General features: G+C 41.9%; 25 protein-coding genes and 6 pseudogenes. 22 read left to right on the top strand and 9 right to left on the bottom strand.

Features of this window, described 5'->3' with window-relative positions:
• Positions 1-112: 112 nt before the first annotated feature.
• Positions 113-670 carry a hypothetical protein gene (locus CDG79_RS29475; protein ID WP_189525178.1) on the top strand — a complete coding sequence of 186 codons (558 nt, stop codon included), beginning with the start codon at positions 113-115 and terminating at the stop codon, positions 668-670.
• A 70-nt stretch (positions 671-740) separates the two neighbouring features.
• On the opposite strand, the gene CDG79_RS29470 is transcribed toward CDG79_RS29475, so the two are convergent.
• Positions 741-1,037 (bottom strand): hypothetical protein, encoded by a 297-nt coding sequence (locus tag CDG79_RS29470; RefSeq protein WP_223278385.1) that lies wholly within the window; start codon positions 1,035-1,037, stop codon positions 741-743.
• Positions 1,038-1,163: 126 nt separating this feature from the next.
• On the opposite strand from CDG79_RS29470, the gene CDG79_RS29465 reads away from it, so the two are divergent.
• Positions 1,164-1,457 carry a hypothetical protein gene (locus tag CDG79_RS29465; protein ID WP_189525177.1) on the top strand — a complete coding sequence of 98 codons (294 nt, stop codon included), beginning with the start codon at positions 1,164-1,166 and terminating at the stop codon, positions 1,455-1,457.
• Here the strand turns inward: CDG79_RS29465 and CDG79_RS29460 are convergent.
• The 3 genes from CDG79_RS29460 to CDG79_RS29450 all read right to left on the bottom strand — a co-directional run bounded on the left by CDG79_RS29460 (position 1,440) and on the right by CDG79_RS29450 (position 3,927).
• Positions 1,440-1,925, bottom strand: a complete 486-nt coding sequence (locus CDG79_RS29460) for a hypothetical protein (RefSeq protein ID WP_094345298.1) — start codon at positions 1,923-1,925, stop codon at positions 1,440-1,442. The genes CDG79_RS29465 and CDG79_RS29460 overlap by 18 nt on opposite strands.
• A 192-nt stretch (positions 1,926-2,117) precedes the next feature.
• On the bottom strand, positions 2,118-2,393 hold the full coding sequence (locus tag CDG79_RS29455) for an HU family DNA-binding protein (RefSeq protein WP_094345297.1): 276 nt from the start codon (positions 2,391-2,393) through the stop codon (positions 2,118-2,120).
• A 208-nt stretch (positions 2,394-2,601) separates the two neighbouring features.
• Complete coding sequence (locus CDG79_RS29450) at positions 2,602-3,927, bottom strand: energy transducer TonB (RefSeq protein ID WP_094345296.1); 1,326 nt, start codon at positions 3,925-3,927, stop codon at positions 2,602-2,604.
• 436 nt (positions 3,928-4,363) lie between these two features.
• Here CDG79_RS29450 and CDG79_RS44145 point away from each other — a divergent pair, with 436 nt between their 5' ends.
• The 3 genes from CDG79_RS44145 to CDG79_RS42880 all read left to right on the top strand — a co-directional run bounded on the left by CDG79_RS44145 (position 4,364) and on the right by CDG79_RS42880 (position 6,757).
• Complete coding sequence (locus CDG79_RS44145) at positions 4,364-4,513, top strand: hypothetical protein (protein ID WP_223278384.1); 150 nt, start codon at positions 4,364-4,366, stop codon at positions 4,511-4,513.
• 79 nt (positions 4,514-4,592) lie between these two features.
• The gene (locus tag CDG79_RS29440; RefSeq protein ID WP_094345294.1) at positions 4,593-5,948 is read left to right on the top strand and encodes a serine/threonine-protein kinase; all 1,356 of its coding nucleotides are present in this window, start codon (positions 4,593-4,595) and stop codon (positions 5,946-5,948) included.
• A 128-nt stretch (positions 5,949-6,076) separates the two neighbouring features.
• Complete coding sequence (locus tag CDG79_RS42880; RefSeq protein ID WP_094345293.1) at positions 6,077-6,757, top strand: pentapeptide repeat-containing protein; 681 nt, start codon at positions 6,077-6,079, stop codon at positions 6,755-6,757.
• Between the two features lie 182 nt (positions 6,758-6,939).
• Here the strand turns inward: CDG79_RS42880 and CDG79_RS29430 are convergent, their stop codons facing one another.
• Entirely contained in the window at positions 6,940-7,887 is a 948-nt protein-coding gene (locus CDG79_RS29430; RefSeq protein ID WP_094345292.1) for a HEAT repeat domain-containing protein, read from the bottom strand.
• 352 nt (positions 7,888-8,239) lie between these two features.
• On the opposite strand from CDG79_RS29430, the gene CDG79_RS29425 reads away from it, so the two are divergent.
• The 3 genes and pseudogenes from CDG79_RS29425 to CDG79_RS29415 all read left to right on the top strand — a co-directional run.
• Entirely contained in the window at positions 8,240-8,860 is a 621-nt protein-coding gene (locus CDG79_RS29425) for a DNA-3-methyladenine glycosylase family protein (RefSeq protein ID WP_094345291.1), read from the top strand.
• 172 nt (positions 8,861-9,032) lie between these two features.
• Positions 9,033-9,674 (top strand): hypothetical protein, encoded by a 642-nt coding sequence (locus CDG79_RS29420; protein ID WP_094345290.1) that lies wholly within the window; start codon positions 9,033-9,035, stop codon positions 9,672-9,674.
• A gap of 175 nt (positions 9,675-9,849) precedes the next feature.
• Positions 9,850-10,080: pseudogene (locus tag CDG79_RS29415) on the top strand (hypothetical protein); the annotation flags it as partial.
• Positions 10,081-10,600: 520 nt separating this feature from the next.
• Here CDG79_RS29415 and CDG79_RS29410 read toward each other — a convergent pair.
• Complete coding sequence (locus CDG79_RS29410; RefSeq protein WP_094345289.1) at positions 10,601-10,801, bottom strand: hypothetical protein; 201 nt, start codon at positions 10,799-10,801, stop codon at positions 10,601-10,603.
• A gap of 85 nt (positions 10,802-10,886) precedes the next feature.
• Between CDG79_RS29410 and CDG79_RS29405 the strand changes: the two genes are divergently transcribed.
• Positions 10,887-11,399 (top strand): GIY-YIG nuclease family protein, encoded by a 513-nt coding sequence (locus tag CDG79_RS29405; RefSeq protein WP_223278383.1) that lies wholly within the window; start codon positions 10,887-10,889, stop codon positions 11,397-11,399.
• 117 nt (positions 11,400-11,516) lie between these two features.
• On the opposite strand, the gene CDG79_RS29400 is transcribed toward CDG79_RS29405, so the two are convergent.
• Positions 11,517-11,792 carry an HU family DNA-binding protein gene (locus tag CDG79_RS29400; RefSeq protein ID WP_094345288.1) on the bottom strand — a complete coding sequence of 92 codons (276 nt, stop codon included), beginning with the start codon at positions 11,790-11,792 and terminating at the stop codon, positions 11,517-11,519.
• A gap of 306 nt (positions 11,793-12,098) precedes the next feature.
• On the opposite strand from CDG79_RS29400, the gene CDG79_RS29395 reads away from it, so the two are divergent.
• The 3 genes from CDG79_RS29395 to CDG79_RS29385 all read left to right on the top strand — a co-directional run bounded on the left by CDG79_RS29395 (position 12,099) and on the right by CDG79_RS29385 (position 13,391).
• A complete protein-coding gene (locus CDG79_RS29395; RefSeq protein ID WP_143855608.1) occupies positions 12,099-12,296 on the top strand; it encodes a dihydrofolate reductase family protein in 198 nt (65 codons plus the stop codon).
• Between the two features lie 108 nt (positions 12,297-12,404).
• The gene (locus CDG79_RS29390; RefSeq protein ID WP_094345287.1) at positions 12,405-12,857 is read left to right on the top strand and encodes a dihydrofolate reductase family protein; all 453 of its coding nucleotides are present in this window, start codon (positions 12,405-12,407) and stop codon (positions 12,855-12,857) included.
• 345 nt (positions 12,858-13,202) lie between these two features.
• Positions 13,203-13,391, top strand: a complete 189-nt coding sequence (locus tag CDG79_RS29385; protein ID WP_094345286.1) for a hypothetical protein — start codon at positions 13,203-13,205, stop codon at positions 13,389-13,391.
• 20 nt (positions 13,392-13,411) lie between these two features.
• Here the strand turns inward: CDG79_RS29385 and CDG79_RS29380 are convergent, their stop codons facing one another.
• Entirely contained in the window at positions 13,412-13,957 is a 546-nt protein-coding gene (locus CDG79_RS29380; RefSeq protein WP_094345285.1) for a hypothetical protein, read from the bottom strand.
• Between the two features lie 110 nt (positions 13,958-14,067).
• Here CDG79_RS29380 and CDG79_RS29375 point away from each other — a divergent pair.
• The 8 genes and pseudogenes from CDG79_RS29375 to CDG79_RS29345 all read left to right on the top strand — a co-directional run.
• Positions 14,068-14,538 (top strand): annotated as a pseudogene (locus CDG79_RS29375) (substrate-binding domain-containing protein); the annotation flags it as partial.
• Between the two features lie 253 nt (positions 14,539-14,791).
• A pseudogene (locus tag CDG79_RS29370) lies at positions 14,792-15,106 on the top strand (substrate-binding domain-containing protein); the annotation flags it as partial.
• Positions 15,107-15,146: 40 nt separating this feature from the next.
• Positions 15,147-15,587, top strand: coding sequence for a hypothetical protein (locus CDG79_RS29365; RefSeq protein ID WP_094345283.1), 441 nt, complete (start codon positions 15,147-15,149; stop codon positions 15,585-15,587).
• Between the two features lie 33 nt (positions 15,588-15,620).
• Positions 15,621-15,779: pseudogene (locus tag CDG79_RS45005) on the top strand (AMIN domain-containing protein); the annotation flags it as partial.
• Positions 15,777-17,882 carry a TonB-dependent siderophore receptor gene (locus CDG79_RS29360; protein WP_442945221.1) on the top strand — a complete coding sequence of 702 codons (2,106 nt, stop codon included), beginning with the start codon at positions 15,777-15,779 and terminating at the stop codon, positions 17,880-17,882. The pseudogene CDG79_RS45005 and the gene CDG79_RS29360, both read left to right, overlap by 3 nt.
• 167 nt (positions 17,883-18,049) lie before the next feature.
• Positions 18,050-19,069, top strand: coding sequence for an ABC transporter substrate-binding protein (locus CDG79_RS29355; RefSeq protein ID WP_094345281.1), 1,020 nt, complete (start codon positions 18,050-18,052; stop codon positions 19,067-19,069).
• 32 nt (positions 19,070-19,101) lie between these two features.
• Positions 19,102-19,671 (top strand): Crp/Fnr family transcriptional regulator, encoded by a 570-nt coding sequence (locus tag CDG79_RS29350; protein WP_094345280.1) that lies wholly within the window; start codon positions 19,102-19,104, stop codon positions 19,669-19,671.
• A 155-nt stretch (positions 19,672-19,826) separates the two neighbouring features.
• Positions 19,827-20,483, top strand: coding sequence for a MotA/TolQ/ExbB proton channel family protein (locus CDG79_RS29345; RefSeq protein WP_094345279.1), 657 nt, complete (start codon positions 19,827-19,829; stop codon positions 20,481-20,483).
• Positions 20,484-20,625: 142 nt separating this feature from the next.
• Here CDG79_RS29345 and CDG79_RS29340 read toward each other — a convergent pair.
• Positions 20,626-20,979, bottom strand: a pseudogene (locus CDG79_RS29340) (cytochrome ubiquinol oxidase subunit I); the annotation flags it as partial.
• A 1,263-nt stretch (positions 20,980-22,242) separates the two neighbouring features.
• On the opposite strand from CDG79_RS29340, the gene CDG79_RS29335 reads away from it, so the two are divergent.
• Together CDG79_RS29335 and nifH are read left to right on the top strand one after the other, a co-directional pair.
• Positions 22,243-23,376: a substrate-binding domain-containing protein gene (locus tag CDG79_RS29335; protein WP_094345278.1), complete on the top strand. Its 1,134-nt coding sequence runs from the start codon at positions 22,243-22,245 to the stop codon at positions 23,374-23,376.
• Positions 23,377-23,894: 518 nt separating this feature from the next.
• Positions 23,895-24,005, top strand: a pseudogene (gene nifH / locus CDG79_RS41435) (nitrogenase reductase); the annotation flags it as partial.
• Positions 24,006-24,209: the final 204 nt, after the last annotated feature.

Raw genomic sequence — 24,209 nt, 5'->3', positions numbered from 1 at the left:
ACTCATTGTTGCTATTGCATCACTGAATACGTAGAACCAGTATCAAGTCTTCCAAGTAACTCTTAAATTCAGTAAATCAAACCTATAGTACACAAGTTCGTATCTCATTCAAATGCATACCGCTATATTAGATCAACTTATCAAAATCCTACCAATTTACTTTGAATGGTTTAATAAAGACGCATCTGGCAATTTTGGTTATAAAGGTTTTTGTCTCAAGGCATTACGGATATTTCTTGAGTTGGCAAAGGAAGTTTCAGAAAAGGCTCAAGGCTGTATTTCTGCTCCTATTTTAATGGTATGTAGTGAAGCAGATCGCGCTGTTAACCTTTCCAAACAACAAGATTTTTTCCGAAAGGTAGTGAAAGAGCAACCGAAATCCTGGTATTACTGTTTCGATGATTCGCTTCACATTGAACACCGAATGATGACAAAACTGGAAGACAATGATTATGAGGATCTGGTAATTACTCTTGCGAAAGCATTTGTTGAGAGTGATTTGACTTGGGTAGAGTTTAAGCAAATGGCAAAGCTGATAGTGCAGGGACAAACCTATGATCAAATCATGCTCAAACTCAACTTTGATGGACAAGTTTCTCAACAGCTATCTGCAATGATGACTCAAGCTTTTGGCTGTGAGCATCTCAACTGCATCGATCCAGATTCCTAAACCCACGGTCTTCCTTGAAATGCCCAATTTGGCAGCAATTGAACGTACTCTGTAAAGCCATCGCTCTTTCTTACTTCCTTGCGTTTAATGCCTGCTGACTTAATTGCATCACAATATTTTGGGGCAATGGGTCTATGACAGCATCAGTCGGCAGAGATTTAATAAAAGCTGTCACCTCTTCCCCAGTTTTATATTTCCCTTCACTCCAAGCCGAAGCCATCTGTTTCGCTACCCGGTCAGCATCATCAGGGTTCGCATGGGCGGTAATACATTGAATATCATTACCAGTAAATGATATCCATGTCTGCCAAAGTCCCGTAACTGGATGCTGAACAATCCCTGTGGTCAGTTCATTGTCCTCAAGCACTGATTTTTTCTTTGACCCACCGAATCCTTTAAACATAGCTGTATTTAGTAAACGCTACTTTAAAATGCCCAAAATCAAAACTGCGATCGCTCTAGTAAGCTGCTAACAGGTTTGACCCATTGAATTGTGGGGGATAATCTACTGGTTTGTACATTCCCATTAATCACCTTGGAACCCAACCAGCTAAATTTATTTTCTGATTTGACCGTCACACCAGAACGCAGAGCAGAGACACTGGTAATGAGCCTTGAGGCGCTGCTGAAGTGGAAATCTCAGATTTTTGAATATCAGCAGAAGGTGAGAGAGAACAAACCACCACAGCAGACGGCATTATTTGACCTTCCCCCTAAGCACAAAGCGTCTCCAAGAGTTGGCGTGCGGGTACTTCATCACATTTTTTACTTATTCCTGAACCATTAACTCTTGTAGCAACGCATCATTTATTCTTTGTGCCTCTGTCCCACTACTTTCTCTAATATCAAAAGCCTGCTGCACTATGGTTTGAACTGACTTTGGTAATGATTCAAATTTTTCCGAATTGAGTATGACGAGGCGGCAACCAGGATAAGGCATAAAATCAGTAAACGGTTCCATCCCCGATGTAATCAGAGTTTTGCTAAGTTCGGCGATGGGATGATGAGGCTTTTGGTTGTCCTCACTGCGGTTGATTTCTGATGCCATATAGCCGCAAAACCAACTCAAAGTGTCAATATCTTTCTGCAATGCTGCCAAAATCCCCGTTACTACTCGTTGGTTGAGGTTGACAGGTAGATTATCAAAGATGCTGTCTAGGTCTTCTGGGTGTCGCTTGTGGCAATAACGCACCGCAGATTCAATAAGTTTATCGATTTTAGTGGGTTGGGGTTGTCCAAATCCCTTTGCACACATGGCACTGCCTCAAAATTTACGTGCTGGAAGACGCGATTTTAACAGAAACAGATTTGTTGGTACGGGAGTAATACCAGAATCGTATTGACATACTCCCTAAGAAGCAGTCAAAGTTTCATAGTCGATTCGATACTTCAATTAATCGATTGTGGCTTTGCATCGGATTGGATTGCTAGTGGTAAAGCAATTCATCTATGGTGCTACTTTTTCTTTAAACTGCTTACCAGCAGAAAACGCAGGAACTTTGGTCGCTGGAATAGTCATTGGCTCATTGGTTTTCGGATTACGCCCTTCACGCTCTGAGCGATCGCGTCGCTCGAATGACCCAAAACCAATCAGCGTTACCTTATCCCCATTGGCTACAGCTTCGGTAACAACTGACAAAAAAGCACTAATGACTTCATCGGCTTGCTTTTTCGTGATGTTGGCCTTTGCTGCGACAGCATCCACTAATTCGCCTTTGTTCATAAATAAATGGCCCTGAAATATTGCAAGTAATCGAAATTTAGCATTGTTACCTCTTATTCAGAAAGGGAAAAGAAATAATTTTATAGCAACACGCGAAAATTAACATCCTTAAAATTGTTGGGTAAGAGTTTGGGAGAAGACATCAACCTTGGTTATATAGCAGATTTCATCGATATCACCAACCAGGCGGTACTCTGTTTACCTGTTGTTAGCCACCATCCCTCGATAAATTTAGTTCGCCAAAAACATTGATATCAAATGTAAATTCAATATCAATGTAGTTCTTGCGATATCCTGTGGGCAAAGGTGCAAAAGGTGCAGATCGCTGTATCGCATTCATTGCTACTTCATCAGTCACACGAAATCCAGAGGTTTGTACAATATTGAGATTGTTAACTTCACCTGAACGATTAACAGTGAAGTTAAGCACCGTTCGCCGATTAGACTGGCTCATTCCTGGTAGCCACTGCTGCTGAACGCGTTGCTTTAATTTGTTTAAGTAAGAGGTGAGGTCTACATCTTGACTGCTGGCATTAACACCAGAAGTCCCAATGCGATCGCGGTTAGAATTAGGCACAGTTGCAAGTTGGTCGGCGCGATAATTCTGACTAGATACACCCACAGTACCACCCAACAAACTTGCTGCACCTGTTTTTAGAGATGACTGAGCTTGAGTCAGTGTTCGCCCACTGAATGCAACTCTCGACTGCATTAACTTCTTCTTCGGACTCCTGGGTAGTGTCGTAGCTCTTTCAAGTGCTGTTTTTCCCAATTGGGCTGGCTGTGGCGTAGTAATCGGTGCTACTGCAATTTTTTGAGAGTTAAATACTTGTGCTGTGGTTGAAGGTGCTGAAGGTATTTGTTTTGGGTTAAGTACTAAAGGTGTTGTCAAAGGCGCTGTTTTAAGAAGCGGAACTGGCAGTGGTCTAGTCACTGGTGCTACTACTGCAATTTTCTTAGAATTAGGTATTTGCGCTGTGGTTGCAGGTACTGAAGGTATTTGCTTTGAGTTGGGTGATGTTTTAAGGAGTGGAACTGGCAGTGGTCTAGTCATTGGTGCTGCTGCCTCGCTTGCAGATGCTGATGCTGTTTTTCGAGATTTGAATTGCGATTGTTGACTAGATAGATTTGGTAATTCCGTTTTCTGCTGCTGCCGTCCTGTCTGGAATACCTTCACGGGAGATGAGGCTGTTAAGTCAGAAGAACGTGCGTTATCGGCTTTATGTCCTACCAGATTCGCTGACTTCATCACAGAAATAGGTCTTTTTGGCAAAGCTTTTCCGCCAGCAAGAGAATTTTTGGTAGCCCGGAATGAGGTTTGAGGAGTTATGTCTGTTTTCTGAGGAGGAACTTCAACTATTTCGATTGGAATCTCTTGGCTAATTTCTTGCTTCGGCTCATGCATCAAAGCTCTGTACCAATATTTGCTCCCCACTAAAAAAATAGAGTGTAGCAGGATAGAAGTAACTACACCTTGGAGCATATCGAGAGGGCGCACACTCCGGTGGTAGAGAAATTTATTAGATGAAGCCATGTGATTGTACTTTCTTTAATAGCATCCTCAGCAGTCTATTTATAGAGTACAAGTTTCTGTTATTTTCGGTTGTCTATAATTACTCGCACAAGGGCATCAAGGAGAAATTTGAGCGACTGCACCGTGTTCAAGTCTGTCAGTTCCCCACTTGCGTTTAGTTTTTTAGCAATAAACGGGATAGTCAATGACCCACCTTCGACAAGATTTCCGGCTAATGCAGTTAGCGTCAGCACTAGTGAAGCATGAGCTTTTGAACCTCCCAATTCTGAAGGAGATATTGAACTCTCCTCTGCTCAAGCGCAGACTTAATCGAGATGTGGTGAGAAATCCGGGCCAAACCGAATCTTCGCGCCAGATTTCCTAGCAACGCCCCACATCAGCAGAACTTTCGGCAGTAATAGAGAAAATCGATTGGCTACGCTTTGCTTTAAGAGCGATGTCTACGACGGGCTGTCCGGTGTCGCCACTTTATCCATCCCCAAATTTCCTTACTCAGCAACCCATCACCAGCAACCATGTCTGTTGGCTGCGGTCAGAAGAAGCTCAAAGTCGCGGATGCCTGGGGTTGCCAAAAAATAGCCAGTAGGTCATCTTTTTTAGTGAGAGGGGCGTTTGTATGGGAATACTTTATATATATTAATTGCAACAAATAGAACTCTTATAGTATGAGCTACTGTACTAATATTGATTGCCTACGTCCGCAAAATTCTGAAACCTCTCGTTTTTGTAATAGTTGTGGTCAGGAATTGTTACTCAAACAGCGATATCGCCCACTCGCTGTCATTGGACGCGGTGGCTTTGGGATCACGTTTTTAGCTATTGATGAACATCTTCCAGAACAACCCAAATGTGCAATCAAACAGCTATGTTTTCAAGAGGAAAACATAGCTGTTTGGCACAAGGCAGTCAAATTATTTCACGAGGAAGCACTTCATCTTAATGAATTAAAACACTCTCAAATACCAAAATTACTAGCGCAATTTGAACAAAACAAAAAATTTTATATCGTCGAAGAATTAGTAGATGGACAAACACTCGCCCAGGAATTGCAACAACAAGGTGTTTTTCAAGAACCACAAATTTGGGAGATATTAAAAAGTTTATTGCTCACACTCCAATTTGTCCATTCCAGACAAGTAATCCATCGAGATATTAAACCGGAAAATATTATGCGTCGTTCGGTTCGAGGAGACTTAGTTTTAATAGATTTTGGAGTTGCTAAACTCGCCACTAATACGAGGCAACTTCGTACAGGCACAATAGTAGGTAGTCCAGAATATATTGCTCCCGAACAAATGCGAGGAAAGGCATTACCAGCTAGCGATCTGTACAGTTTGGGTGTAACATGTATTTACTTACTCACCAATGTTTCTCCCTTTGATTTGTTCGATATTACTAACGATTGCTGGGTATGGCAAAAAAATTTACCAGCAAACAATACTGTTAGCCTTCACCTCTGTGAAATCTTAGATAAACTTTTACAAAATGCCGTTTCTCAACGCTTCCAATCTGCAACAGAAGTGTTGCAGACACTAGAGCAACAACCTAAGAAATTGCTAAATATTTCTAATTATCAGACAGTAAGTACTATTGATTACACAAATTTGCGTGGTTTATTAGCAAAAGGAAAATGGCAATCAGCAGATCGAGAAACTTGGGAACTGATGTCTCAAGCGCTAGCAAAGCCTAGAGGTAGTTATATATTTAGTAGTGATCTTGAAAAAATTCCCTGTCCAGATTTGCAGACTATTGACCATTTATGGGTGAATTCCAGTCATGGACGCTTTGGTTTTAGTGTACAGACACTTATTTACAAAAACGTCAATGGAGATTATGGTATTTTTTGTCATCAAGTTGGTTGGTATATATACAATTATACTTCTGCCAACTCGGAATTTGATTTTAGTCTCAAAGCACCAATCGGTCATTTACCCTCACATATTTGGATTGGTGGTTCCCAACCGTGGCGATACCCCAATGCTTTAGCTCTAAAACTAGCAGCTTGTAGTATTAATCTTTAAATGTTCATTGCGAAAATTCACAACAGAAGCATTAGCATGAAATCACAAAAGAAATATTGCACTACAGTCCGTAAAAGCACATACTCAAGGTGTAGTGTGCATAAACCCTCGCCTTTACTAGCCCAGCCATGCCCCAAGACTTCTCCTGCCAGAATCTTAGAGGTCGTTCATTCAAAGGTCAAAACCTTGCTGGGGCAAACTTTAGCGGTGCAGATATTCGGGGGGCTGATTTTACAGGTGCTAACTTAAGAGGGACTAATTTTAACAATGCAAAAGCTGGACTGCAAAAGGGTTGGGCTAGTTTTCTAGTTTGTGTTTCGTGGTTGCTCTCTGGAATTTCAGGATTTTTCTTAGCCATCACTGGAGGCTTGATAGTTTCTGTATTTAATAGCTCAACTTTAGAGACTAAGGTTTCAGGCTGGACTGCCTTAGTCGTTGCCCTCATCGGAGCCGTCAGCCTCGCCTTAGCCTTCGCTTTCGCCGTCGCCCTCATCGTTGCCTTAGCTTTAGCCTTGGATTTAGCCGGGGCCTTTTCCTTCGCCGTCGCCGTCGCATTAGCCGTTACCTTAGTGGTTGCCGTCGCTCTCGCCTTTTCCTTCGCCATCGCCTTTTCCTCCGCCATCGCCTTTTCCTTCGCCATCGTCTTGCCTTTCGCCATTACCGTCGCTGTTGGCCTCGTCGTCGCTGTCGCATTAGGACTGGACAAAGCCAAAGCCTTAGCCTTCGCCATTACCTTGGTCTTCGCCGTCGCTGGAGCCGTCGCTGGAGCCTTAGTTTTGGCCATTGCCTTGGTTTTGTCAATGGCATGAGTAGGTATGGTGAGTCTGCAATCAAAGTAGCTGCTCATCTTGGGAGATTTGATGCTGTCAAATTATGATTGAACGCGGGTGCTAACCCAGAACAACTGGGATGGACAGGATTAATGCACGCTATAGTTTTTGGGAGCTTAGAGCTAGTAAGACTTTCACACTTTCCTACATCCTCAACGCTTTTAAAGTCCCAATTGATTAGTTCTTTGTTCACTAGCTCGATCTACTCGCTGCCACAGTTCACGGTCTTCTCGATAAATAGCCAACGCTGCAATCGCATCTTTTGCATCAATGTCTTTTTTTTGAGCCACTAGTGAAATTAGGAAATCTATTGCTTTATCTTGTCGCAACATCCCAATTGCTAGTAACAATGTGCGCCGAAGTTCTACATTCCTTGTTTGCTCCCAGCAATTTCTGAGATGATCAAATGCTTCCTCTAATCGTGATTCACCTAACGTCAATGCTGCTAACTCACAGATTTGCTCCTTCGGGTCAAAAAGAAAACCAGCAACTATTGCAAGTGAATCAGCCGGAGCCAGTTGTAACAAAGCACTGAAGCACTCCGAAATCACCTGTGGTGCTTGATCACCTATGCGGGTTTTTAAACGAAGTAAAGGTACACCTTGGGGATTTCCTGTGTAGGCGATCGCCTTTGCAGCAGCAACTCTTGCTTCTGGTTTGGGGTCAGCTAGTAGATCAGCTAATTCGTTCATTACGTCTGAGTAGTTCATTCTCACCAGACCTAAAGCACATATACCCCGAAGATGGGCAGCAGTATCTTCAACTCCTCCCCATACTGGCTCCATCTGAATATGTCGAATCCCTTGCAGAAAAAGGTTTTCATCGCTGTATTCTAAGTGATACAGTGCTTGTGCTATCTCTTTCTTGGCAAGACAATTTTGGTCTACTTGTGTGGGTTTGACCATCATTCGAGCAAAAGCTTCTACAAGATCAGCTACCAACTCAGTGATAGTAAATTCGCCGACTATCTTGGCTGCTTGGGCAACAGCTATAGAATATTTACTCTTGAGGACTTGGCGTAAAATTATGATCCCTTCTTCACTTGTCGGATGCCGTCGAATTCGGGCAAGAATAGATAAAGTTTCTTCTAGTTTTTGTGATTTCGGCATATACTATCCTACAACTAGGCGCTCTGTTTTGGACTTAAAGCATTTACTATAAAAGTAGGGAATTAGAATTTGCTAAAGCGCATTCCTCACTTTTTAACTACGAATTATTAATAAATATTACTGCCCTAAATAACCACAAAGCTCTTGATAGTTCGCTTGTACTATAATACCATTAACCATTTCATTTTTTAACAAAGTTTGAGGGTTTCACTTCCCTGCTTCTATCAAGCAACTCGTTTTGATACTTAAGCTAAATCCCCGTTACTTTCACATAATTGCAAATTGTTTTAATGTCCTTGGGAATGGATGATTCAATGAGAGGGCAAACGCTTAGATTTTAGCTGATAAACTAATGGATTATTCAATTGCGATTACAACTCTCAAACATTCAGATCCTATCTTGGCAAGGCTAATAGAAATTATTGGAGATTGGAAACTCTATCAGGTACAACAAACTGGAGACTTGCTCTTTTCTCTATCTCGGTCAATTCTTTACCAGCAAATTTCCGGCAAGGCTGCTGGGAGCATTCATAGCAAATTTTTGCAACTTTATCCCCATAGCCCTTTCCCTACAGCAATAGATATCCTCAACACCCCAGATGAAGTTTTGCGAGGAGCAGGTATTTCACGCCCCAAAGTGTTGTATTTGAAAGACCTTGCCCAAAAAGTTTTAGATGGATTACCTACGCTAGATCAATTGCAGGCAATGGAAGATGAATCAATTATCGAAGCTTTAATACCAATAAAAGGCGTTGGGCGTTGGACGGTGCAGATGCTGCTTATGTTTCGTTTACATCGGCTTGATGTTCTACCTGTTGATGACTTAGGTATTCGTGCAGGGATTCGCAGAGTTTATAGTTTAGCAGAGCTTCCTAGTAAAAAGACTGTAGAAGATTTAGGACAAATGTGGAAACCCTACCGTTCTATTGCTTGTTGGTATCTGTGGCAAGGTTTAGAGATAAAAGATAACTAAATCTTATTTAATGTTGCATCTACTTCAGTATGCAAGTACAAAACTATACTTCTTCCAACTTTGATAACATCATCTAAGTAACAGTTAATTAGATGGTTTATTTTTTGAGAAATTTACGGTAGTTTGTCTTTAGTGAAAGTAAACACTACCTAATATCAAAATCAAATTAATTATGCTTAGATTACGGTCTGTATGGTTCACTCCGGTAGCTGCGGCGCTTTTGAGTTTTGGACTAGGTACAAAAAAAGTAATGGCGCAGATACAATATCCATTTTCAGCTATCTACAATTCAGAAACTACTCTTGAACCGATCGCAGGAAACATTTTAAAAATAACCAATATAGGTGAAAGTGCTAATGCACCATACGGTCTAACTAGACTTGTAAATATCAGCTATGGCAATCTCGATAATAATACAGGTGTGATTACAATTGAGGCAGATCCAGCAACGTTTGGGTTAAACGACTTACCACTTGGTAACATTACAATTTTTGGTCAAGGAGCAGATAAGCTATTCGGAATCACCAGAGGTACTGCTACCCTTGACTTTCAAAATTTTGTGGGCACGGTTTCTAATACTATAAGTATTACTGGTGGCTCAGGTACATTCGAGGGTGCGATTGGCACACTGATCTTGTCCGAAAATCTTACACTCAACCCAGATCCAACTGCTCCTATAAGAGGTCTACCTCTAATCTCAGGTTCGTTTCAAACATTTCAAACAGTTCCAGAACCGAGGAATACCACGGCGATATTTAGCATCGGCTTGATTGGAGTGGGTTTTCTACTACGCCGACATAGAACATCGCCTTGATGTCATCAAGTTAAAGGCTCGACTGGCAATAACACTAAACTTTTTTCCCTATTCAAGTCTAGCAACGAATCTTGACCCAAGATTGACCACCAACTCCCTACTCATGACTCCAATAGCCCACATCAGCAGAACTTTCGGCAGTAAGAGAGAAAATCGATTGGCTACGCTTTGCTTTAAAAGCGATGTCTACGACGGGCTACGCCTACGCACTTGGTCTGATATCCGCGATCTCTCTGCATACCGTCAAACACAGACAGTACAAGCACAAATATCTTTATCCCCAGAAACTGTTATCCAAGCAACAGGTTGGCATCGCAACGAGTCAGGCAAAATTGAGTTATTTGCAGATAAATCTTCTGCTCAGGTGCAACAAACATTAACCTGTGCTGCTATTCCCAAAAGTTAATTTTTCTAGAGCCAAGGGTCTAATTCTCCAAAGCGATCGCGATACTGCTGAAGCGGCGCTTGCATAAGCTGCTATTGGAGAAAATATTAATCTGCATCACTGCAAAACAAGGTGGTCATAGGTTAACCTGTATGCGATCGCCGAGCGAATGATATTTCCCATTTGAAGTTGTGAATTATACCTGTAATCTTGACTTTGTAGCGAAATAGTGGTGTAGAAGCTCAAATTCGCGGATGCCGTCTGTGATACGCTGGCTTGTGCTGACTTCTAACCTTTGTAATGCCAACTTCAAGATTATTCGTTTTTTGCATAAAGCACGAAACTTGAGTTTTTAGAATCTGAGCTTGATGTTAATCAAGCGCGGATTGAATATCAAAGACCATAATTCTTTGACAGCCTTCTGATGATCGCGTTGCGAAAGGTTATGTGGACTGAATAATAAGGTATTCAATCCACGATTGTTGAGTTGAGTTACTAATCAGAGACGATCCAGTTTAACCTTGACTCGTCTGAGTCAGCTTTACTCCTGATCCTGATCAATTTTTTCGATATCATCAGGTGTACCAGTGGCAGAAATTTTTGATGTACCAGATTTACCTGCACCTGAATTGCCGCCAGAAGCGCCAGCACCGCCTGAGTGTTTAGAATCAGTGTTGCCTTGTTCATCTTGAAGCTGTTCAAGGCGGTTTTTTTCTTGAGCTTTATCTTTTTGGTCAGCCATATTTTAAAAACATTTTTAGCGTAGCGATCGCTATATACTCTACCACTTTCGTTATTGGGGCGACACCAAAAGCAAATGCTCTTAATTGTCAGTTCTGGTGGATAATCAGCTAATCGGCACGCTCCCCGCAATACCCTTGGAACCCAATCAGCTAAACCTATTTCCATCTGTAACGCCCACACCAGCACTTTTGACAGAGGCGCTGGTGATGAACCAGGATGCTTTGGTGCGGTGGAAAGCGCAAATTTTGGACTATCAGAAATGGGTAAGGGAGAGCAAGCCGCCTGAGCAGACTGCGTTATTCGACATTGCACCAAAGCACTGCGACCCAGACCGGATTGATCCGTTGCAGTTGTCAGTGCGATCGCTCTGTTTTTGGAGAATGCCAGCAGATAGCCCTGGCGATGTGTGTCTATACTTCATCGTTGACTCGGCTGCTTCTCTTGTGCTGTATGTGGGGGAAACCTGCCGCTCTAACAAGCGATGGCAGGGTATACACGCCTGCAAAGATTACATCGCTAGCTACCAGGATTTACATTATCGCTATGGGTTACTCTCCAGCAGTCAACGCCGCATTTTGGTGGGATGCTCCGGTTGATCGACGCGCACGGCAAGAGTTGGAGTTGAACTTAATTTTGAAGTGGCGCAGTCCATTTAATAAGGAAAACTGGGAGCGCTGGGGGCAACCTTTTGGGTAGGGTGGCTTATTTATGCTTTATGGCGCTACTTTTTCTTTAAACTGCTTTCCAGCAGAAAACGCAGGTACTCTAGTTGCTGGAATAGTCATTGTCTCCTGGGTTTTGGGATTACGCCCCTCGCGCTCGGAGCGTTCCCGCCGTTCAAATGAGCCAAACCCTACGAGCGTTATCTTCTCCCCATTGGCTACAGCTTCGGTAACGATTGACAAAAAAGCACTTATGATTTCATCAGCTTGCTTTTTTGTGACGTTGGCTTTGGCTGCTACAGCATCCACTAGTTCACCTTTATTCATAAATTACCCTGAAGTATTGCAAATATTGGAAATTTAGCATTATTACCTCCTATTCAGAAAGGGGAAAAGGAATAATTTTCTAGCAACACGCGAAAATTAACAATGCACGACTACTACTGTGTCGATTTGGCGCGATAGATAATCGTTATTTTGCCCCAAAACCGTCTAATTGGTGTAACGGTTTCATTTTCGGTTAGGTAAATACATCCTCATGTTTAGCCACAAGAGATAGGATATTTATGCAGTACCCATGTACTATAAAGGGGCTGAATATAAACCTAATTCATCACAAAGGAGAATACGACAATGAGAAAATTAAAACTTCAAATACAAATGACCCTTGACGGATACATTGCCGGACTCAATGGTGAAATGGAATTTATGGCGTGGAATTGGGACGACGAATTAAAACAATATGTCAAAAATATAACTGAACCTGTTGACTGCATTATTCTTGGACGGAAACTTGCCGAAGGGTTCATTGGGAGCAATGCGAAAATGTGAGATCGGATTTTATATCTCAATTACCAGGGCTTATTCCCAATAAACCGAGGTCGAAGTTCCTTGTTTTTGCCTTTTCTAAGTAGCGATCGCTAAAACTTTAGGTAATTTATGTTACCTATCTTTTGTACCTCACAAAATCGCATTGCTCCCGGGTTCATTCCTTACTGGGGTAGCGTGGCTGCAAATCCTGACGACCCGGAGTTTACAGGCGGGAGGAAATTTACGGATACACACAAAGTTGTTTTTACCAAAACACTTGATAAGTCAGAATGGGATAATACCGTTTTAGTAAAAGGCAACCTTGTTGACGAAATCACTAAATTAAAAGAACAAGATGGTAACGACATCATCGCTTATGGCGGTGCGACCTTTGTATCGGCTCTAATCAAACAAGGATTGATTGACGAGTTTCATTTATTCATTAATCCAATTGCAATTGGTGACGGAATGACAATTTTCAAAGAACTTGATAGTAAACAATATCTGACATTAGTAAAAGCTACATCATTTAACTGTGGAATTGTTGTTCTTAATTACGAGCCAAAACGCGAACAGATATGAGATGAATAGTATTAGATGACTGTACTTACTATGAATAAACCGGAGACAATATTATTTGTCTTATATACAATTTGCTTCTCTCAAAAACTGCTCCAGCTTTCGTTTAGGACAGTTTTATATTGCACAGTATAAACCGGATTGTGAACTGCAATTAATGGTGAATGTCCATTGCTATTTTGTTCATCTTGGCTAGGACTGTAAAGCGCTTCTCTTGAGAATATTCTACATATTTTGGCTTTGACTGATTCTATAATCACCTTTTAAGAGGAAATTGTGTGAAGCTGTAAGAGAATGAAGAATTAAACTTTCTTCTACTAATCAGTTCTAACTTACGTAATTGTAAATATGCCTTCAATTTCCTACAACCGCACCGATAGCAAGCAGCCACAAAGCATTACCATTCAAGGTTATGTTGTCCGTCCCGGATTACACATTCTCACTTATGAGCAACTCAAGTTGCTACGGGAGCAAACACAGCATCATTCTCAGCTTGAACATTTAGTCAGCCAAGGTGTGATTAAGTTGACTGGTTAATAGTCGCCAGCACAAAAATCCTAACTCGCTACATCTAATTCCACAGTTGCTGGCTGTTGTTCTTCCTTTACAGCACCCAGTTCCTCAATAAAAGCGTCAATTGCCTTGGCTGCTGATTGCTTACCTGTTTTCAACTTAGAAAGGACGTTTTCGCGTATTGCTAAATAATCTGGTAGGACTTGCTGCTCAACAGAAACAACCTCTTGTTTAGGTAGAGCAACTTCACCATTACGCTGATTCATTAAGCCTTTTATCTGAGCGATCGCTTCGGCTAATTCCTGCCTAATCACCTGTTTTATCTCTTCCCCATTAGTTGTAGACACAGCTAAAGCATTTACTTCCTGTTTAACTATTTCCTTAATCTCATCACCATTAGATAACGCCAGTCCAGCTTTTGTCTGACCCAGGATTCCCTGGAGCAATCTTGTCGCTGTATGATTCAATGACTCATTTTCGGAAATCTGCATTGCCGATAAAGCTTTGACTTCTGTATCAGTTAGCCCAATTGAAATTGTTACCTTATCCCCTGGTTGGGAATGATGCTTTTCGCATCGAAATGATTCCATCTGATGGTGAGATGGTTGCAGTGAATCAGCAACCTGTTATTAGCGTCAGCAATAGCCCAGCATTAGCGTTAGCGCAGCGTCTCGTAGAGAGGAAAGAGCATCACTCGCAGGGTGAAGCAAAGAGCCAGAACGGTACAAATAAAGTCCTGGTTAGGCTGCTGAATGATATAGATAAACTACAAAATACAGTTGTGATTGCTGGTTGTACACCTGTGCTTTCCCTCTTGGCAAGAGCAACTGAATGCTGGCATCCAAAACTGCGAGTTTACTATCGTTTCTCCCACAGCAAGGCGGCATTGCGTAGTCTGTGCCGAGGTGAAGTTCACATTGCAGGGATGCACTTATACGATCCCCAAACTGGAGAACATAACATTCCCTTTGTACGGGAAGCCGCAACAGGTAAGAATTTCGTTTTAATTACCCTTGGAGTTTGGGAAGAAGGATTGTTAGTCCCACCAGGAAACCCAATGGGAGTTAAAACAGTTTCCGACTTAGTAGAATTTGGCGCAACTATTGTTACTCAGCAAGTGGGTTCTGGCAGTCGGATGCTTTTAGAACGGAAACTCCTTGAAGAAGGGGTGAAATGAGCATCCATTCAGAAACTTACGCTAAGGACTTGATGACCTATTTTTAACATCCTGGATATCTGTACCAGTTGAAGCCTTTGAAATTTAGGAGCTTCAAATCCTTGTTGTGCCGTACAAAAAACTGTACCAAATAACCTATAGGTTAATTGGTACATTGAGAATTGCCCAAAATATCGATTGGCATAATGCTTATCCAGCAAGGGTTACAGCCTTAGCGTAACTATCTGTACGATTGCTCATTTACCCCCAAGAACGAGTGCCATTCCAGAATGTGAAAGGATTAGACCATATTGCCCACAACCATCAAGATGTTGCCTTATCTGTAACATCAGGAATCGCTGATGCAGGGATCAGTACGGCATCTATAGCTGCTGCCTTTGGGTTGGGATTTATCCCCCTACATCAAGCGCGATACGACTTGGTGATTCTCAAAGAATACTTAGAACAATCACCAGTACAGCAGTTTCTCAATATCTTGGGACATCGGCTAGTGCGATCGCAATTAGAGGTTCTCGGTGGTTATGACATCAGCAAGATTGGGGAAGTCATCGCAAATATTTAAAGTCATTCACGAATGGCACGCTTAAAAAGCGGAAATACTTGTGGTTCAAGCAGTTTGCGATCGCCTTTGGCGCTGCCCCTTGGGCAATCGCTTGCGTAATTCAATTGGGTGTGAGGGTTTGAGAGTGTATTTACAAAAACAATTTAGCTTTTTTTGGCACAGTTTTTTGCTGTCTAGTTTTTGTTTAGCGATTACCGTACCAGTTTTAGGTCAACAGATTCCAAATACTAACGCTAGTGAACATAACCTATCATCGCAAAAAACTTTAACTACAGCAATACAACCAACGACAGAGATTCCTAGCCTCAACGAGTTGCAATTTGGTAAGAGCAGTGCCGTATATTTATTGAGGACACCCAGGAATCAGAACTCTGTTTCTCAAATAAGTCAAGCAATAACTCCTGTGGTGTCAGTCACAGATGTAAAAGTAAACACCACTGACAAAGGAATAGAGTTAATTTTAGTTACCCCCAATTCTTAGCAGTTATCAGTTTCACCGAAAACTGACGGTAATTCCTACATAGCGAATATACTCAATGCTCAGTTGCAATTAGCAAGTGGGGAGAGTTTTCAACTATCAAAGCCAGTAGCCGGAATTGAACTAATTACAGTAGCCAATGCAGATGCTAACACTCTGCGCGTGACAGTAGTTGGGGAAACGGGTGCGCCTGTGGTGGAGTTATTTGATAGTCAGAGTGAAGGTTTAGTATTTGGGGTGACAAGTACTGCATCCACAGCACAGCAGCCAACACCGACACCAGAGCAACAACTACCCATTGAGTTACAGGTGATTGGGGCACCTGAAGGAAGCTATAACGTTCCTGATGCGAGTACAGCCACAAAAACACCAACGCCACTACGCGACATTCCTCAGTCGATTCAAGTGGTTCCCCGGCAGAGTTCGGAGGCTCAAGGAGCCGTTAACGCTATTGATGCTTTAAGAAGTGTCGGTGTTATCCAGGCTTTCAATTCGCCGAGCAATGGTGATGTGTTCACAATTAGGGGTTTTCAGACGACTAACATCCTGCACAATGGTCTTAAAGACTATGTAGGAGGAGCTACAACGGGACAAACTCAACTCAACGATATTGAACAGATAGAGGTTTTGAGGGGGCCTGCCTCTGTCCTTTACGGACAAGGCAATCCAGGTGGCACGATTAATTTTATCACTAAGCAGCCCCTAAGTGAGCCTTACTTCGCTGCCAGTATGACTGTCGGTAGTTATAGTTTGTATCAACCAACTTTAGATATTTCTGGGCCTCTGAATTCTGACAAAACGCTCCTTTATCGGTTAAATGTTTCTTATTTCAATACAGAAAGCTTTGTTGACTTTTTTAACTCTCAGCGTTATCTAATTGCGCCCGTTGTTAGTTGGCAAATAGATCCCAATACAAAAGTCACTTTTGAAACAGAGTTCCGATACCAGCAGCAGTTTCCGAGAACAGGACTACCTGCTGTAGGAACTGTTTTGTCGAACCCAAACGGAAAGATTCCGCTCAGTCTTAACACATTGGATGTGAACGCCAAAAACGATACTACCTCTGTTCTGTTGGGCTATAACTTGGAACATCGCTTTAATGATAACTGGTCTTGGGTGAATGCTTTTAAGGTTAGGTTTGTTGGCTTTCTAAGAGATAGTGCTAATTCTGTGGCTCTACAACCCGATGGTCGGACTCTGAGACGCTCAGAGCAAACCGATATCGGAGGGCCAGGTGTGGATAACGAGTATGCTCTAGATAATCATGTGACAGGTAAATTTAAAATCGGTGGTCTTCAGAATGAATTAGTCGCAGGGTTTGATTTGTACAGAGAGATCAATATTTACAATCGGACTATGAGTACTGTTGGTTCTATTGACCTATTTAACCCCGTCTACGGTCAGCCCGTTGGTGCTGTTACTTCTACACTTAATCAAAAAACGATCAATGATGATATCGGCCTTTACATTCAAGATTTAGTAACCCTTGCTCCTAATCTGAAGTTAGTCCTCGGCGGACGAGGAGATTTTGTCCAGAGTAGTGTTACCAACTTTTTAAATGCAAGTGCCAATCGAAGTCAACCTGACCAGGCATTTAGTCCTCGTGTAGGTCTTGTCTATCAACCTATCCAACCCATCTCACTCTATGCCAGCTACAGTCAATCCTTCTCCCAAAATCTTGGAACCGCTTTTGGGGGTAGTTTATTTAAACCCAGTACTGGCACTCAATACGAAGTGGGAGTCAAGGGTGATTTCCTCAGTAGTAGGCTATCTTCAACTCTTGCTGTATATCAACTGACTTTATCCAATGTTTTGACGACTGATCCAAATAATCCCACATTTAATGTTCAAACGGGAGAGCAACGTAGCCGAGGTATTGAACTTAATGTCACGGGGGAGATATTGCCAGGTTGGAATGCGATCGCCTCCTATGCTTACACGGATGCACAGGTGACAAAGGACAATGTATATGCCATTGGCAATCGACTGCCGAATGTCCCTTTCAATAGCGCGAGTTTATGGACAACTTATACTTTTTCCAAGAGTAACCTGCAAGGATTAGGGTTTGGCTTGGGTTTGTTTTATGTGGGTGAACGGCAGGGAGATTTGAACAACGCATTTAGTGTACCCAGTTATGTACGTACTGATGCAGCTGTGTACTACCAAAGAGGCCACCTTGGCATCGCGCTCAACTTCAAGAATCTGTTCAATGTTCAGTACTTCACCCCCCGAACTATCAACTTTGTTTATCCTGAAGATCCATTTACGGTGCAGGGGACAGTGAGTTGGAAGTTCTGAGGAAAGAAGCTCTATGGCGAAGGAAGTTGAACTCAAAGAAACACATTTTTAAGTTCAGTTTCTTTCTTCTGTACAGATCCAAGTGCGATCACTTTCGTCAAAGCTGACGCGATCGCACTTAACGACAATCACTCTCCTACAACCTCTATCTTGTTCACTTTGTCAATATGCCTAAGCTTAAATTCTACTTGATTGTGCTGCTCACGCTCCTAGTGGTTTCTGCTTGCAGCTTCTTTAATCCCCAATTACCAAAGCGCGATATCAGCCTCGTTTCCTCAAATCAAACCTCGGCTGTAGAAGTCCACCTAGTCCAACACGCAATGGGTCAAACCCTAGTTCCCGTCCATCCTCAACGAGTCGTTGTCATCCAACGATGGCTCGTGCAAATACCTCTAGCTCTAGGGGTCAAGCTGGTGGGCGCTCCAGGTCTGGCTTTAACCCTCCAGGGGCTAGGGTTAGATAATAAGCAGCTTGGTATTGAAGACATTGGTGCGGCTTTTGCGCCAACGAACCTAGAGAAGATTATGACCCTTAAACCAGACTTAATCTTAGGCACGGTTGATGAGAACCGGGACAACTACAGTTTATTGTCTCATATTGCACCCACCGTTTTGGTTAAGATGCCAAACAGTGGAGACTGGAAAGAGTCGTTTATGCCGACGGCAAACGCTTTGGGTCAAACCAAGACAGCAAAACGTCTAATCGACAAATATAACGCACGCATAGCCGACTTCAAAGAAAAGATGGGTTCCCGACTCAAAAAGACTCAAGTTTCTGTCGTGCGCCTCGCGCCAAAGCTAATTCACGCGACAACCAAGAGTTCATTCTCTGGAGTGATCTTAGAAGATGCTGGTCTAATTCGTCCTCCTTCGCAAAATCTGGATGCAAAAGGAACTAAAAAGAAAGAGGGTAGCCCTGTTGGCTACAGTGTATCTCCAGAGGTACTCAGCCAGATAGATGGAGATGTCCTATTTCTCTTGCGCTATGGCTTCAAAGATGCATCAGAGTCAAACAACGCTCTCCATCAACTAATGGCAGAACCTTTGTGGTCAAAACTGAATGTTGTCAGGCAGGGCAACATTCATATAGTTGATGAATTTTGTTGGCTCGCTGGCAGCTATCTATCAGCCAATCGAGTTCTTGATGATTTATTCACCTATTTAGTAAAAGAGGCTCAAAGAATTTAATATTTTTACTCATTCTCATAAGATTGCCTCCTATGATTTATTCCCCAAATGCGGTCTATCAATCAGCATTAGAAAAAAGTAAAACTACCAGGCTATTCGTGCGTCATGAAATCATTCCCACACGCAATGACATCCTGTGGCGTATCGAAAAAGGTATAGTGCGGAACCTAACTTTGACTGAAAACGGAACACTAATTACTTTGGGTTATTGGAGTTCTGGAGATTTAGTTGGTTATCCTTTGTCGAGCGTCAAACCATACCAAATTCAATGTCTCACAAATGTAGAAACAAGTGTCTTGCCGCCTCAGCTTTGGCATCAAGATATAGATGCTTTTGTATCCCACATTCAGGAAGTTGAAAAACTTTTAAGCATTGTCCATACTAAACCTATTAGCTTACGATTATGGCAGTTTTTAGTATGGTTAAGCAAAAAGTTTGGTCGTGATGTAGAACAGGGAAAACTTATTGAATTTTATACTACACATCAGGAAATAGCTGAGGTTTTGAATATGTCAAGAGTTACTGTCACACGTACATTGCAACAGTTCGAGGCAGAAGGAATATTGTTCCGCTACAAACGCCGATTGATTCTAAAACTATAAAATCAAGCATCTATCGGATCTTGATAGCTATATTTCTCCTAGTATTAGCGATTTGAGCGGGAATCATTCAACTGTAAACTTTATCGGAGGACGGCCTTTCTCTACCGTAACATTGCTGAGGTGATGTCACAGGAGTCTCTGCGCCGTATTTTTAGATGGGAATTAAAAATTTGTTTAGTGCTGGCGGCGTAGTTATGTGGCCGCTATTGGTATTTTCTATATTGGCGGTGGCGTTAATTATTGAACGTGTTAAGTTTTGGGTGAGAATTAATAGCCGTCAAAGTCGTGTAATTAAAGAGGTATTAAAACTCTATCAGTTAGAGAATGTAGTGGCTGCAATAGATAAACTCCGACAAAATATTGATTTACCCCTCGCACGGTTTTTTTTAGCAGCGTTGGAATTAGAAGAACCAACTCCAGAAGAATTTCGTTTAGCTTTAGAAAGTGAAGCACAAGCTGAGATCCCCATACTCAAACGGTTTCAAAATATTTTTGACACCATCATTGGTTTAGCACCGCTATTCGGTCTACTTGGTACAGTCTTAGGGTTAATTAATTCCTTTGCTTCTTTGAATATTGGGGATGTAGGAGGTACGAAAACCGCAAACGTTACAAGTGGGATCAGTGAAGCTTTGGTGTCTACAGCATCTGGATTAATAGTTGCTATCTTTACATTGTTTTTCGCTAACTCCTTTCGCGGACTTTATAGCCGGCAAATAGCGTTGTTTCAGGAATATGGAGGACAGTTAGAATTACTCTATCGCCGCCGCGATCATCAACGAGTAAAAAAAGCCCATACCTCTACAAAATGAACACGATATCCCAACAAATTATGCCTTTACCAAAAAATGAGCAAAATTTCAGTTTTTGGTAAAAAAGCTCGGTTAAACGACATCATTGTTGATTTTTTCATCCCAAGGAGCAGGTTTACTGACTTGCTGCCACACAGGACTATACAATAATGCCGAGGAAAGCAGCCTCTAGCATAAATGCCATCGTGCCTTCAAAGCCTAAAATACTGCCTAAAAAGTCACCAACAGCTAAAGAAAATGGTGCTCAGTTTGCACCAAATTCAAATTCAATCGCTACACCAGAAGCAACACCAAGACCAAAGTTAAGAATGTAGATTTTTGACCAAAAACGTGCATGGCGATAGTAGTCAGGATTTTTCGTTTTTAGCCACAGTATTTCCATGACCACCAAATACCAAGACATCCCAATTGTCAGGATAGGCCAAAACATGTGGAAGATGCTGGTGACAGCAAATTGGATGCGCGAAAGCATCACTGTATCTGAGAGAAAACTCATAGTGTATCCTCCAAATCTATTGCCATCAGGCAATTTTGATAGGTCTAAATATTGAATGAGTCGAAAATCATAAAGCTCTACCCACAATTTTTTGTAATTTTTGGATGGAGCTAATGATTAAGAATTAGACTCTATAAATAACAAAGCTTTTCAATCTCAAAGCTTCATTATTTAGATGAAGAGGTTCTTTAACTCTTGCTCTTGATATTTCATATTTAACTAAAAATATTGAGTTCTGTTCTGTATTTATTGCCACTTTTTAATAGAAATTTAAAAATAATTATCTGACAGAAATTTCAATAAATACTCTTTAAAAGACTAGCATTTTGATTGACAAACATAACACAATAATTCAATAAACTTCTCTGACAGATTGTCTTACAAGCTTGTAAATAAAATTCTATAAAAATATTTTAAGCATAATTATGGTTTGACAGATTGTCTTTTGACACTATTATTTCAAGTTGCTTTTGCTTAGGTGCTGTGGCTGCCTGATAAATGGTAATACCTGGGGGGATAATATAGGGAAAAACAACTAATCCTCAGCAATTCCAAATTCAAATTTTGACAAGGGGTACAGTTTAGCTTGAGGATGAAGGAGTATCTCTTCAAGGGCATCGAGATGGAGCCGATGACACTGAGTTTTGGAGTTTTGGAGTAATGCTGAGATTTCTCATTAGAGCGATGCCTACGGCGAGCTTCTCTACGAGACGCTCCGCGAACGCTAACGCTCTAATGACCTGAAAAGTATGCTTATCTGGAGAAATAGCGAAACTTTTACGTAAAATATTAAGTTCAAGTTTTGATATACTAGCTTAAGGTAACCCTAAAACTCTTGCTAAATATTTGTCATCCATTGCAGCCAGAAATTGTTTGTTTTTTATCCCAAGTTTCACGCGCTTGTCTTTATCTAGAAGATTGACTGCAATTTGCCTGTGAACCGCAAAATTTTGTACTGTATTAAATGCTACTTTTTACCAATAAAGTTGGTAAAAATTTCGGACTAAACAAATGCTCTATTTATTGGAATTTGGGGCTTTTGAGCCAAAAGAGCAGGTAAAAAGTAACCATCCGCAAAAATAATTTGCGCTTGGCAAGCAAACTGGCAATTTATGTGATAGTCTTTTTATATGGGGAATCAAGACAGCGAAAGCACAAAAACTCGTCAAAGAGAAATGATATAAACTCAAAGACCAGACTTTCGCCTTGGCAGATGCAATATTTAAATCCGCTACGGCTTTTTGAAACCAAGAGACAAAGCCAATGAAGCAGGATAGTGACCTCCGTAATAACTTGAAGTCGATTAGAACTCGCTTAGGCATGAGCCAACAAGATTTGGCTAACATCGCTAGTGTGACTCGTCAGACTATTAGTGGTGTAGAGTCGGGACTATATGCTCCCTCAGTAGCCATAACACTTCGCTTGGCCAAAGCGCTTGGCTGTCAAGTTGAGGATCTATTCTGGTTAGAGCGGGATTTACCTGAAATTGAAGCCGTTCTTGCCAAACCTGTTCCGAATGGTCAGCAACTACGAGTTAGTGTGGCTCGTGTGGGAGGACAATGGATAGCTTATCCCTTGATTGGTAAGGATGCTTTTCGCCAAGATATGATTCCGGCTGATGGTGAAGGCACTAGTCAAACAGGTACAAATAAAGTTCGAGTCCGTCTTTTGGACGATAATCTCGACACACTTCACAACACGGTTGTGATTGCTGGTTGTGCCCCTGTGATTTCACTATGGGCAAGAGCCACCGAACGCTGGCATCCTCAACTGCGAGTCCAATATAACTTCGCCAATAGCATGGCTGCATTGCACAGTCTATGCAGAGGTGAGGCGCACATCGCTGGGATGCATCTGTACGATCCTGAGACTGGTGAGTATAATACTCCCTTTGTTCGAGATGTTCTGGCTGGGAGGGAAGCAGTTTTAATTACCCTTGGTGTCTGGGAGGAGGGACTTTTGTTGAAGTCAGGGAACCCAATGGGAATTAGAACAGTTAGCGACTTAGTTGCTGGGGGAGCGACTATTGTTAACCGCGAAATAGGTTCTGGTAGTCGGATGCTTTTGGAACAAACACTCCAAAAGGAGCAGATACCGTTCGATGCTGTTCAGGGCTTTGACAATATACTCAAAACTCACCAAGATGTTGCCCAAGCCGTAGTCAGAGGAGTTGCCGATGCAGGTATAAGTACGGCATCTGTCGCTACCGCCTTTGGGCTGGGATTTATCCCTTTACATCGGTCACGATATGATTTGGTGATTCTTAAAGAATATTTAGAAGAAGCACCTGTACAGCAGTTGCTCAGTACTTTGGGACATCGGATGGTTCACTCACAATTTGAAATTCTCGGCGGTTACGATATCAGCAAAATCGGAGAAGTTGTAGCGACTGTTTAGAGTGGATTGCAATGGTTGGTTGTGTGATTTAGGGAAACTTGGCGTAAATTTAAATCCTGCTGCAACCACTCTTTAGGTATGAGCAACCTTCTTTGTGATTACAACAACTGATAATGCTCAATTCGTAATTCGGATTTCAATTTGAGTTTCCGGCTTGGAATCTGTAGCTTTCTTTTTTCCAATTGGTATTACTACCGCTAGAGAAATCATTTGAGTGAGGGTTTGGTAATACTTGCAATATTCCTTGAGTGATGTCTTATTGCTCTAGCCATTAGTCAGAAAAAACAATGACTAATGACCAACGAAAACTGACCACAACTTGAATATGTTCTTTCTTCGGACTCTTTTTGCTGTAGAACGAGCACCTCCAACGACGTTCTACATAAGGTCACTGCTGTAATTTTACAGCGCGAGTACCTCCGGTAGGCACAAAGTGCCAACGCCTTCGGTAGGCACACAGTACCAATGCCTGATAAACCGACAGACCCAGCAAACAAACAATTACAGGATTAATCATCATGTCCGACGGAAAAATTAGACAAATTGCTTTCTACGGTAAAGGCGGTATCGGTAAATCTACTACCTCCCAAAATACCCTCGCTTCTATGGCAGAAAAGGGTCAACGCATGAATGGCACTAAGAAAAGCTACAAACCTTGCTGCATAAGCATTACAAGTATTAATGCGTTAATAGCAGTGGGCGCTTGGCTGCGATCGCTATTTTTTGTAGAGGCTGTGAAATGGAAGCGATAACGGTGGAGGGTTGCCCAAAAAGTTTTTGAAGGTAGAAAAAGCTTACTCGTCTGTGAAATACTTTTTTTGAGACGAGCAAGC

Origin of the sequence: Nostoc sp. 'Peltigera membranacea cyanobiont' 232 (assembly GCF_002245985.1) — a bacterium.
GTDB lineage: Bacteria > Cyanobacteriota > Cyanobacteriia > Cyanobacteriales > Nostocaceae > Nostoc.
Note: the sequence above shows the minus strand (reverse complement) of the source record. Positions and strands in the feature narration are given on the sequence as shown.